At 51.0% G+C, this 11,021-nt stretch carries 10 protein-coding genes and 1 rRNA gene; 3 read left to right on the top strand and 8 right to left on the bottom strand.

What is annotated here, in order from left to right:
- From Q0628_RS02130 to Q0628_RS02105, 6 genes are all read right to left on the bottom strand, one after another.
- Positions 1 to 932 (bottom strand): 16S ribosomal RNA (locus tag Q0628_RS02130); the annotation flags it as partial.
- A gap of 386 nt (positions 933 to 1,318) precedes the next feature.
- A complete protein-coding gene (locus tag Q0628_RS02125; RefSeq protein ID WP_298767927.1) occupies positions 1,319 to 2,320 on the bottom strand; it encodes a hypothetical protein in 1,002 nt (333 codons plus the stop codon).
- A 45-nt stretch (positions 2,321 to 2,365) separates the two neighbouring features.
- Positions 2,366 to 3,772 (bottom strand): transglutaminase family protein, encoded by a 1,407-nt coding sequence (locus tag Q0628_RS02120; RefSeq protein WP_298767926.1) that lies wholly within the window; start codon positions 3,770 to 3,772, stop codon positions 2,366 to 2,368.
- A 190-nt stretch (positions 3,773 to 3,962) separates the two neighbouring features.
- Positions 3,963 to 4,679, bottom strand: coding sequence for a tRNA 2-thiocytidine biosynthesis TtcA family protein (locus Q0628_RS02115; protein WP_298767925.1), 717 nt, complete (start codon positions 4,677 to 4,679; stop codon positions 3,963 to 3,965).
- 90 nt (positions 4,680 to 4,769) lie between these two features.
- Positions 4,770 to 5,885, bottom strand: coding sequence for a DNA polymerase III subunit beta (gene dnaN, locus Q0628_RS02110; protein WP_298767924.1), 1,116 nt, complete (start codon positions 5,883 to 5,885; stop codon positions 4,770 to 4,772).
- Positions 5,886 to 6,038, bottom strand: a complete 153-nt coding sequence (locus Q0628_RS02105; protein WP_298767923.1) for a hypothetical protein — start codon at positions 6,036 to 6,038, stop codon at positions 5,886 to 5,888. It lies immediately after the preceding gene.
- 63 nt (positions 6,039 to 6,101) lie between these two features.
- Between Q0628_RS02105 and Q0628_RS02100 the strand changes: the two genes are divergently transcribed.
- From Q0628_RS02100 to Q0628_RS02090, 3 genes are read left to right on the top strand one after another with little or no spacing between them, the layout of a single operon-like run.
- Positions 6,102 to 6,383 carry a hypothetical protein gene (locus Q0628_RS02100; RefSeq protein ID WP_298767922.1) on the top strand — a complete coding sequence of 94 codons (282 nt, stop codon included), beginning with the start codon at positions 6,102 to 6,104 and terminating at the stop codon, positions 6,381 to 6,383.
- Positions 6,370 to 7,197 carry a M23 family metallopeptidase gene (locus Q0628_RS02095; RefSeq protein ID WP_298767921.1) on the top strand — a complete coding sequence of 276 codons (828 nt, stop codon included), beginning with the start codon at positions 6,370 to 6,372 and terminating at the stop codon, positions 7,195 to 7,197. Before Q0628_RS02100 ends, Q0628_RS02095 begins: the two co-directional genes overlap by 14 nt.
- A 7-nt stretch (positions 7,198 to 7,204) precedes the next feature.
- Positions 7,205 to 8,161 carry a hypothetical protein gene (locus Q0628_RS02090; RefSeq protein WP_298767920.1) on the top strand — a complete coding sequence of 319 codons (957 nt, stop codon included), beginning with the start codon at positions 7,205 to 7,207 and terminating at the stop codon, positions 8,159 to 8,161.
- Between the two features lie 22 nt (positions 8,162 to 8,183).
- Here Q0628_RS02090 and Q0628_RS02085 read toward each other — a convergent pair whose 3' ends face one another.
- Together Q0628_RS02085 and Q0628_RS02080 are read right to left on the bottom strand one after the other, a co-directional pair.
- Entirely contained in the window at positions 8,184 to 8,480 is a 297-nt protein-coding gene (locus Q0628_RS02085; RefSeq protein ID WP_298767919.1) for an STAS domain-containing protein, read from the bottom strand.
- Between the two features lie 28 nt (positions 8,481 to 8,508).
- Positions 8,509 to 10,959, bottom strand: a complete 2,451-nt coding sequence (locus Q0628_RS02080) for a SpoIIE family protein phosphatase (RefSeq protein WP_298767918.1) — start codon at positions 10,957 to 10,959, stop codon at positions 8,509 to 8,511.
- Positions 10,960 to 11,021 lie beyond the last annotated feature (62 nt).

Below are 11,021 nucleotides of genomic sequence, written 5' to 3'. Positions count from 1 at the left end.
TTAAACCACATGCTCCACCGCTTGTGCGGGCCCCCGTCAATTCCTTTGAGTTTCATACTTGCGTACGTACTCCCCAGGCGGCATACTTAACGCGTTGGCTGCGGTACCCGGGGCGAACCCCGGACACCCAGTATGCATCGTTTACGGTGCGGACTACCAGGGTATCTAATCCTGTTTGCTACCCGCACTTTCGAGCATGAGCGTCGATAAGTCCCCAGCAAGCTGCCTTCGCCATCGGTGTTCTTCCTGATCTCTACGCATTCCACCGCTACACCAGGAATTCCGCTTGCCCCTGAACTATCCAAGAAACCCAGTTCGGACTGCAGGCCCGGGGTTGGGCCCCGGTCTTGTACAATCCGCTTGAGCTTCCGCCTGCGCTCCCTTTACGCCCAGTGATTCCGAACAACGCTTGCACCCCTCGTATTACCGCGGCTGCTGGCACGAAGTTTGCCGGTGCTTCCTCTCGAGGTACATTCAACTGAGCCGGAACTCAGCCTTATTCCCTCACGACAGTGGTTTACACACCGAAATGCTTCTTCCCACACGTGGCGTTGCTGCATCAGGGTTTCCCCCATTGTGCAATATTCCCTACTGCTGCCTCCCGTAGGAGTCTGGGCCGTATCTCAGTCCCAATGTGGCCGATCACCCTCTCAGGCCGGCTACCGATCGTCGCCTTGGTGGGCCGTTGCCCCGCCAACTAGCTAATCGGACGCAAGCTCATCCCATGCCGATAAATCTTTCGTCAACGCTCCAGGCGGAGCGCCACTATATCCGGTATTACCCGCGCGTTGGCACGGCTATTCCCGGGCATGGGGCAGATTGCTTACGCGTTACTCACCCGTTCGCCGCTATGCATTGCTGCACCGCTCGACTTGCATGTATAAGACACGCCACCAGCGTTCGTTCTGAGCCAGGATCAAACTCTTCATTAAATTTTTAAAGTCTTGGTCCCGTTAATCACGTTCGTATCTTGACTTTCCAAGAATTCTCTTGGACCCGTCACTAAGCACATCTCCGATTCCTTCAATCTTCCCGGCGGCCTCGCGGGCCTCCGTCCTCGTCCGTTCGGGCCTTTCGGCTCTCTCGTTCGAGGGTGAGGCCAATTATAGAACTTTTACTCCCTTCCGTCAAGGGCTCCGGCCGTTTTTTTTTCACTTTTTTTCGATTTTTTGCGAAATAACCGAGAAATGTACAAATCTAAACAATATGTCAACAATCAATAAACACAAGTTTTTAAAATAAGATTCATCATCGTTCACAAAAATAAAAGCCCCATCCGTAAATCCGGATGGGGAACCATTCTCATTTTTGTATCGCGCTAATTTTTCCAGAGAGCCGGAATAGCGCTCTCGCTATCGTAAATGTCCTCGGCATCACGAAGAGGTTCCGACTTACTCTTGAGAGGCAACATGCGGTGCGCATCCTGGTTGGCAGTCGGATGATTAGCGACTGCCTTCTTGTACCAACGCAGCGCAAGATTGTACATCTTAGCCCGCTCCAGAATTCTGCCCACGGCCACATAGGTTTCGAAAAAAGCCACACCTTCGCCGTCACCGCTGCGCGCATACTTATCAAGCTCGCGCTCCCAGTAATCAATTTCCTCGTAGCAAGGCGGCACGGCCGATTCGGTTATAGACACGGTTTCGGCTTTCGCGGCAAGTTTCGGATCGCTCTTGATCAGATTCTGCACGGCTTCAGCGAGTTCCTTTCGCCCCGTCATCGTCGCAACCTTGAGCCACGGGGTAAAGAAACGGGACATCCCGTAAAGCGCGTTCATTCGGTCGAGAGATTCGCCTGCGCCCAGGAAATTAGCGGCCTTGGCTTTCTTGTACCATTCAGCCGCATGGGCGTAATCCCCTTCTGCTTCGCAACTGCAACCAAACCGGTTTGCCATGGATCCGTCCGCAACAGCCTTTAATGCGACCTGCTGCTCGGGAGTCGCGTCTCCTTCGAGTTCAATCGCCCTGCAATAAAGATCGTAGCAGACCTGCATGGAATTAGCTTGTCTAAAATAATCCGCAAGAGCTAGCGCCAGAGCTTTTGTCGCAGGAGTATTTTCGGCAACATAATTCAGCCAATCGGCGACTTCACCCGCAGGGGGAACTGCCGCCGTGTCGATCCCGGCAGCAACCATCTGGGAATGCCCCTTGGCCTGCGTCATCTTTTCGAGAGCCTTGCGGCCTTCGGCAGTCGTAGCATCGGGAGCAGGACTGCTTTCGATGATATCCAGCAGAGCGCGCGCAATGGAAAAATGCCCCTGGTTTTTCGCCATAACAAGGCGACTGTAGTAGCTAGGAATTTTGTTCACATCCAATTGCATAAAGCCCTCTGCATTAAGTTCAAATCAACCGCATTATAGAATTTTTTAGGGAATTTCATTCGGCATGATTCCGAATTCACGCACCTTTTTCAACTGGATGATTTCGGACTTTCCCGATTCAAAGTTACCGAGTTCCTGCTGTTCCTGGAAAGTCTCATTTCCTTTATTGATTGCCTCGGCAAAGGTCGCCTTGGAACCGATCATGGTCGTTTCGATAAAGTCATAAACCAAGCTGCCTTCGTCGACGCTCCAACCGATAAACGAATGCTTGGGGACAAGGACAATCGCCACATCGAATCCGAGACGTTCCATCACCGAAGCGAACAGCATGGAAGTTTCGATACAAATACCCTGCTTGCTGCGGAGAACCTCTATAGGATACTGGACGCGCTGGCCGGAGCTGGCGGCACCGTCATCTTGGACATAGGAAATGCCTCGCGACTGCAGCACTTCGAAGACAGCCTGGGCTACGCGCCTGGAACTAACCGACATATCTTCGTCATCCGCATACAGCTGATAGACCTTTAAAGTTCCTTCGGGTAGTTTCGCACTAACATCCTTCACAATCGATGCAAGCGAATCCATATCCGGAGTCACCCAGACGCCATACCACCAGCGACGATTCGGTACACCGGCATACTCCGCGCCGTCAATCTGCATCGGATGAATGGTGGTGCTTTCGGAAGCGGTAAAGAAGCGGATTTCACGATCGTTTTCAAAGGCATAGGCCTCGATCTGAATCTGCGCCGCCGCGGGAGAGTTAAGCGCAAGCAACGCTTCCGTATCGAATTTCAATTGTGGAGCAAGGATAATGGTGGAATCGGGATTCACATTTTTCGTCACGTAGGATGTATCTGCAAAGCCGCTAATCCATGCCCTAGCCATAACCTTTTTCCAACGGCAGGGCACCGAAGAATTGGCACGGTCGCATGTATTACGGACCTTGATCGAAACCGGTACAGGGTGTTCCTTCCCTTCCGTTCCAACAAAGCCTTCATACATCAACGGATACTGATTGGCAAATGCTCCGTAAATATTTTCCTTGCTCGTCCAGATGTAGGCATCGAGCGTACGGATGACCTGCTGGCTGTAGATATCCGTATAGACGCTATCGTAAAGCTTGTTATAGAGCGAATCATAATCGGCCTCCTTGAGACTATCCAACAGAGATTCGCGAACGGAATCCATCCAAGCCGAGGCAAAGGCGTTATCGAACAGAATGTTGTAAACCGTATCCACATAGGGTTCCGCATAAAGGCTGTCCCAGAGCGTTCCCGTGATCTCTTCGCGAAGGACTGACGCTAGCGAATCGACATCGACTTCCGCCGCATCCTTACCGTCTGTTCCGGAAATACCATCCTTGCCATCTTCTCCGGAACAACCGACAAAATTAAGTGCAAGAACTGCACTACCCAACACAATAAGCCTTCTAATATTTTTCATCTGCATCATCGGTCCTCCTTTAGACCAAGTGTAGTTGCATAAGAAGTTCGACAAAGAAAATATAATTCCCGCAGTTACCAGAGTCAGAAGCAATATTCTAAGTCGACAATAGAATCGGTGCGCATACCAGCCGCTTCATGGCAATCCCCTTCCGTTTTTGCTAATATAATTTTAGAAATGTCTATAGTCAATAAAAAAATTACAAAAGATAATCCATGCGAATGTTGCGCATGCTTTCGAAAAGGTTCGCCTTCAATGTCGAATTTCCCTTGGTCAGGTTCCTGATCTCTTCGCGAATGCTCTTGCGGTGCGATGCCTTCGAAAATTCGCAGGTACAGGTGAACTTACGGATACCGGCATCTTCGGCATATTCGATGATTTCGGCTTCCTCGCAATAGCACAACGGACGTATTATGCTGCACGGATACTTTTCGTATGGCACCATCGGTGGCATACCGCTGAATTCTCCCTTGTACAGCATGTTCATCAGGAGCGTCTCCACGATATCGTCCATGTGATGTCCCAGCGCAATCTTGTTGTAACCATTCTCGCGGGCGAACTTGATGAGCTCGGTACGGCGCTGCGTACTACACCAATAGCAGTTTAGCTTGCGACCTTCCTTGAGGCGTCCCTCGACGGCGACATCCTTGAAAAAGAACGGTATCTGCGGATACTGTTCGGCCATGCGCTGCAAAAATTCGCGGGGAGCGTTATCGGCAAAGTCGCTCTGAATATGGATTGCCCCGATTTCGCAGTTCGGCAGGAACTTTCCCATGCGGCTCGCAAGTTCCATCAAAAGCACGCTGGAATCCTTGCCGCCGCTTACCGCAATCAACACCTTGTCACCGTCTTCAATCAGGTTGAAGTCATGCAAAGCCTTGGTGATTTTCTTGCTGATTCGTTTGCGGATGGACATAGGACATTCCCTTTCACTAAACACTACTTACTAAAAAAGGGTTCGCTTCTGCGACGCCCTTTTTTACTTTATATGTAATACATTTAGTCCTTAGTCTGCAAGGCGGAGCGGCATCAGGAGGAAACTGAAGTTCAAATCCTCACCCACGGGTTCGATGATGCAAGCACCTATCGGGGTATTCATCTTGAGCACGACTTCTTCGCTCTTGCACATATTCAGGATTTCATAGAAGTAACGGCCATCGAAACCGATGCTGAAGCTTCCTTCGCCATTGTGATTCACGACGAGCGCTTCGCGAGTTTCACCACCGACATCCGGGTCCGTCGCAGAAAGCTCCATGTTGTTGCCGTCCATCTGGAAACGAATCTGGTGCGTGCGCGGATTGGCCATCGGCAGAATGCAATGGACCTTGTTCAGAAGTTCGGTCGCGTTGGACTGCACGGTGCGTTCAAAATTCTGCGGAATCACGGCACGGTAGTTCGGATACGGACCTTCAATAAGTTTCGAGATAATCTGCGTGGAACCGATACGGAACTGCACATGAGTTTCAGTCGTGCTGATTTCGATAGAGTCTTCGTTCTTTGCAAGACGGAGCACGAGCTGCAGCACCTTGGGGAGCACTATAATACCGGAATCGAGGTTCGCACCTTCCTGATCGATGCTCGCGCGACCCATGCGATGACCGTCGGTTGCAACCATAGAAATCTTGCCGTCCTTGGCTTCCATGAACACGCCGTTCAGGTTCTGACGGGTATTGTCGGTCGAAACAGCAAAGGCAGTCTTTTCAACCAGGAACGCAAGTTCACTAGCAGCGAGCGTAAGCGAGGCACCGTCCACTTCGGGGAACGGAGGAAAGTCGCTAGCATCGAAACTGGTAATGGAGGCCTGTCCCCTCTCGCTCCACTTGATGCGGGTGAGGTGATCCTGGACATCAATGCTTACAGTATCGATGCTCGGTTCAACGAGGGCCTTAATGAGGTCAGAGAACTTACGAGCGTTGATCAGGGCTTCGCCATCGCGTTCACCCATGACTTCGAGCTTGATCCGCACGCCCAAGTTCAAGTCGGTAGCGCAGATTTCGAGGAAGTTTCCTTCCAGACGCAACGAATAGTCGTTGAGGATCTGCAGTGTAGACTTGTTGGGAATGGCGCTGATGGCAATTTGCAGCGCGTCCTGCAATACGGATTTCTTGATACTGAACTTCATTTATGCGCCTCTCTGAATTAACATGGTTCCAACGAAGAAAATAACGGCAATAGCGGCAAGGACAACGATTATCTTAGGGTCCAACGCATTGGCCTTTTTAGGTGTAAATTGCTTAGCATTTTGCTTTGCACGTCTGCGATCGCTACGGCTCATAATTTTGTCTCCATTTTTATACGCATAAAAAACTAATTTTTTTACGGACAAAGGGAAATTGACATGACAGAAAAAACGCTAAATAAGATAAAAAACAAGGCCTTGAATTACGCCTCGACCGCGCTTTTGCGCGTGGAACTGGCAAACGAGGAATCCAAACTCAAAAAACGCTTTACGGTCCTCGGTCAGAAACTGCATGGAGCCATCCGCGACGACTTGCTCGCCACGATCAAGGACGATCCGTCCGTGGTGGAACTACTCGGATCCATCGAAGAAGAAAAACGCGTCATCGAATCCTTGCGCAAGCGCATAGAGAACAACGGGTCTGAAAGTGAAAAAACTTGAAGTCCACGTATTTCCTAGCAAGACGACTGCGGGGAAAAGTTACCGATTTTCCTTTTTAGGAGCAGTATTCGCCATCATTGGCGTGGTGGCTGCTGTCTTCGGCTTCATTCTTTTCTCGCCCGTCCAAATTCTAGACAACATAACTAGCGGCAATGTCACGAATGTATACAAACAGAATGCGGCTATCCGCAGCGAGCTCAAGGAAATCCGAGCCTCTGTTGATTCATCCATCCTGAAGGCCGAAGAAACCCGAATTCTGCGCGACAGTACCTTGAAGGTGGGTGGTCTCGGATTCGTGATCGACGCTTCAGTATTGGACGATTCGCTTCTGCAGAAACGCAAGAGCATCAACGAAGTGGAATCCTCATTCAAAAAATTGCTGAGCGCCCTCGAAAAGGATACCGCCAACGCAGAAAGGATTCCGGTACTGCATCCCATGAAAAACGGGCATGCGATCAAGAAGCGTTTCGAAATGGTCTACGACCCCTTCACCGACAGCATGCTTCCGCATAGGGGCATCGACTATGTAGCCGTTGACGGAGACACCGTCTATGCGACAGGAGCAGGCTCCGTCATCGAAGTCCGCAAACACCGTGGATTCGGCCTTTCCATCAAGGTCGACCACGGTCATGACGTTCGCACCTTCTACGCCCATCTGGGACAAGCCCTCGTAAGCCAGGGGCAGACCGTACATCGCGGAGAACCGATCGCCCTCATCGGCGAAAGCGGCATCCAGTCAAGCATCGCTCTGCACTACGAAATCCGTATCGACGGCATATCCGTCAATCCGGAAAGTTTCTATTTGACCCGGTAAGGCTCCCATGACACCTTTCGAACAAAACATCATCGCCATGGTTTGGGACTGTGACAAGACCCTTATCAGCAGCTACATGCAAGAACCGCTGTTCAGGCATTACCAAGTTGACGGAGGCAAGTTCTGGAGCGAAGTGAATTCCCTCCGCGAATACTACGCCCGTGTCGGGGTTCATGTAAATCCCGACACTAGCTACCTGAACCATGTCCTCACCTATGTCAAGGCGGGCCTGTTCAAAGGGCTTTCGAACAAGCTATTGCGCGAATTCGGAAAGGAACTGGTTTTCTATCCGGGACTTCCCGACTTTTTTGCGCAGGTCAAGCAGATGGTCGAATCCGAAAGCCGCTACCAGGCCTTCGGCATCAAGGTAGAACACTATGTCGTAAGCACTGGATTTTCTGAAACCATTAAGGGAAGCGCCATCGCCCCCCATGTCGACGGAATTTTTGGCTGCGAGTTTATAGAATGCCCTGCGCAACCCGGTTTCGAAAAAACGGCTACGCCTGCCGAAGGCGAAATATCGCAGGTGGCATCGGCACTCGACAACACCTCCAAGACGCGCTACATCTTTGAAATCAACAAGGGCAGCAACAAGTATCCCGACCAGATCGACGTGAATTCGTCGATTGCCCGAAACGATCGCCGAGTGCCCTTCGAAAACATGATCTATGTCGCGGACGGCCCATCGGACGTTCCCGCATTCAGCATACTGAACTATAACGGAGGCGCCACATTCGCCGTATACCCCAAGAAAGACGTGCAGGCTTTTAGACAGGTCGACGCTCTGCGCCGAGACAGCCGCGTACAGATGTTTGGAGAAGCGGATTATACAGAAGGCTCGCAATCCTGGCTGTGGTTAACCGACAAGGTCCGTTCTATTGCCGACCGCATCGTCAATACCAAGCAGGAAATAATAAGGAGGAGCGCAAGCGCCCCTCCAAGCCATCTCAATAGCAACAATTGACCATAGCCCTTCGGGGCTATTTTTATTCAACCGTCAAGATGTCGCAGAAACCGGTGACTTCAAAGATGTCCTTGATCTCGGCCCCGGCACCCCTGATCACCATGGATCCCTGCTTGTTCATAACCTTCTGAGCAGTGAGCAAGATGCGCAGGCCTGCAGACGAAATGTAGGCCAGTTTACTGAAATCGAACACGAGTTCCTTCACCCCGTCCAGCTTGCCCTGAATCTCGGCGTCCAACTGCGGAGCTGTCAAAGTGTCCAGACGTCCAACTAGGGAAAGCGTCAGCTTATCGTTTTCCTTGGTTTTATTAATCTGCATAATAACCTCTCTCTATAATATAAATTTTTTACAAGGTCTTGGTGATGGCCAATTCGTTCTTGTCGCCGTTTCTGCGGTAACATACGCTATCCATGGTCTTTTTCACGATAAATATACCAAGACCACCGACTTCACGTTCTTCGGCAGGGAGCGTAATGTCGGGGTCAGCCTGCTGAATCGGGTCGTAGGGTTTTCCGTTGTCGATAAAAGTGAGTCTCGCCATCATCGTCGCCTTGCGAATTTCCACAATCAGGGTCACTTCAGTTGCACCCGAGAACTTGACGATGTTGCTATAGATTTCGTCGATGGCGATATTGATCTGCATTTGCGACTTCATCGAGCCTTCCATCGGGGCAAGAATTCCTTCGACAAACGCAGTCAAGATGTCCTGGTTTTCCGGAATGACATCTACGATTTTTTCATAACGCTCCCAAGCGTCCTTCATTTGCATCTTCTTTGCTCCATCCATTGGTGTAAGGATGTCCTCGACAAACGACTTGAGCTCTCCACTCTTGCCGTTGTTTGAAACATCGATAGTCTTTTCGTAGCGTTCCCACACAGGTTCGTCGATTCCGTTGAATTTGACGGCAAGCATGGTAATGTCGTCGAATTGCGGAACATCCTGCACAAAGTGGTCGATTTCCTTCTTGACCAGGGCACAGGTGTCTGCGGAAGATAGTTCACCACCTTTCCTTATAATTTCAAGCAACCTGTTGTCGCCGAACAGTACATTGTTGTAGTTGGTCGCTTCCGTCACACCGTCTGTGTAAAGGAACAGCATATCGCCTGGATTGAGATTGTAAGTCTGCTGCTTGTAAATCGTATTTTCCATGGCGGCCATGACAATGTCCGACTTGCTCGGGATAAATTCGGCAGTACCGTCTCTGTGCCTTACGACAGGCGGGTTGTGTCCGGCCGAGGCAAAGTCGATGTGTCCCGTGCGCAGGTCGATAATGCCCGCCCACACGGTCACGAACATGTTCAGGCGATTGCGTTTTGCAAGTGCATAGTTCGTCTTGTTGAACGCATCGCCAACCGATTTCAGGTTCTTGGTCATGGTGCGGAGGATAATTCGTGCAACCATCATGAAGAGTGCCGCGGCAACACCCTTGCCAGACACATCACCGACTACGACGCACAGGTGGTCGTTGTCGATCTTGAAGAAGTCGTAGAAGTCTCCACCCACTTCCTTGGCTGGTAACAGGAACGGAGCGAGTTCGTGGCGGTCGTCATCGGAATTTTCGTCACGCTCTTCGCCGGGCAGCATCGAAAGCTGAATGTTTCGGGCGAGGTCGAGTTCGCGCTCGATGCGCTTCATGTCCTTCTGCTTCTCGATGTTGTCCTTGAGTTCGGTGAGCATGTTCGAGAACGCCCACGCGAATTCGGCCACTTCGTCGCGGCCCTTAATTTTTGGAATCGCCACGTCAAAATTTCCGCGTCCAAGCTTGCGGGCAGCAAGGGCAAGGTCCTTGAGCGGCTTTGCCACGCGGAACGAAATCAACAGGATGATGACAAGAATGATACCGTAACCGCCAAGCGACAGTGCGAGGAACAGCTTACGCACAGAGCTCTGGTCCTCGAGATATTTCTGGATGGGCCACACGACCATGAATGTCCAGTTGGTTGAATGGATCGTCGTGTAGTAAACGGCAGACTCTTCGCCGCCGGCAACCGTGCCGATGAAGAGCCCGCTGCTATCCCTGCGCTCAAACTCAACGGCGCTATTTCCACGGATTTCCTTGACAACAATGTCACGGTTCCTCTTGCCCTGGGCAATACTTCTCGGATAAGCCACAGCCTTGTTCTTGGTCGTTGTAATCAGAGCGTATCCCGAGTTTGAAACTGGAATCGCAGCGACTTCGTCTTTAAGGAACTCGATGGACATATCTACGGCGAGCACACCGGCCAGGACATCTTCGCCGGCCTTGTTCTTCTGGAAAATGGGAACGGTGTATACGGCGATCGGCTCCGGGACGAATTCACCGATAAACGGTTCCTGCCAGCGGGACGTCCTCCCATCCCTGGTACTGGCATACCATTCCTTGTCGTCGTAATGCCCCCCGGTAACGAGCTTGATTTCGTTGTCGGCATAGCGCGCAAGACGCATGAACTCGCCCTTGGGAGTTTCAGGACCCATTCCCGGTTCGTAGGCAAGCACAACGGCCACAATCTGGGGCACCAGGTTTCGGGCATTCGTGAGCGACTGGAACAGGAACTCGTCCAGTTCCGCCTTGGTCATCTTGCGCTTGCCAAGCGTCGCGGCAATGTCGTCACCCACAAGCTTTCCTGCATTGAACAGCTTGTCGATGTAGTTCACGTTTGCACGACTGGACTCTTCGCCGTTTTCGACCGTCATGCGGTTCAGCATCTCTTGCGTTTTGTAACTCATGATGCCAAAAATCAAGCCGAATACGATTGTGATGGCGGCCAAAATCATCAAGGATTGCTTAAAAGCAAGCCCGCGGAAATTAAATCCCATATATTCCTCTCTTCTTATTGTTTAAAATATATGTAATTTTCTGTCTTTTTTGCCTTTTTTTC

Origin of the sequence: uncultured Fibrobacter sp., from assembly GCF_937877005.1 — a bacterium.
Lineage (GTDB): Bacteria > Fibrobacterota > Fibrobacteria > Fibrobacterales > Fibrobacteraceae > Fibrobacter.
The sequence above is the reverse complement of the archived record's forward strand: the minus strand, read 5'-3'. Positions and strand labels throughout refer to the sequence as shown.

Bases quoted from the DNA above. Each gene is read 5' to 3' on its own strand.
- dnaN (WP_298767924.1), bottom strand. From the start codon at position 5,885: ATGAAGTTCAGTATCAAGAAATCCGTATTGCAGGACGCGCTGCAAATT.
- Q0628_RS02085 (WP_298767919.1), bottom strand. From the start codon at position 8,480: ATGCAGATTAATAAAACCAAGGAAAACGATAAGCTGACGCTTTCCCTA.
- Q0628_RS02125 (WP_298767927.1), bottom strand. From the start codon at position 2,320: ATGCAATTGGATGTGAACAAAATTCCTAGCTACTACAGTCGCCTTGTT.
- Q0628_RS02080 (WP_298767918.1), bottom strand. From the start codon at position 10,959: ATGGGATTTAATTTCCGCGGGCTTGCTTTTAAGCAATCCTTGATGATT.
- Q0628_RS02120 (WP_298767926.1), bottom strand. From the start codon at position 3,772: ATGATGCAGATGAAAAATATTAGAAGGCTTATTGTGTTGGGTAGTGCA.
- Q0628_RS02100 (WP_298767922.1), top strand. From the start codon at position 6,102: ATGACAGAAAAAACGCTAAATAAGATAAAAAACAAGGCCTTGAATTAC.
- Q0628_RS02115 (WP_298767925.1), bottom strand. From the start codon at position 4,679: ATGTCCATCCGCAAACGAATCAGCAAGAAAATCACCAAGGCTTTGCAT.
- Q0628_RS02090 (WP_298767920.1), top strand. From the start codon at position 7,205: ATGACACCTTTCGAACAAAACATCATCGCCATGGTTTGGGACTGTGAC.
- Q0628_RS02105 (WP_298767923.1), bottom strand. From the start codon at position 6,038: ATGAGCCGTAGCGATCGCAGACGTGCAAAGCAAAATGCTAAGCAATTT.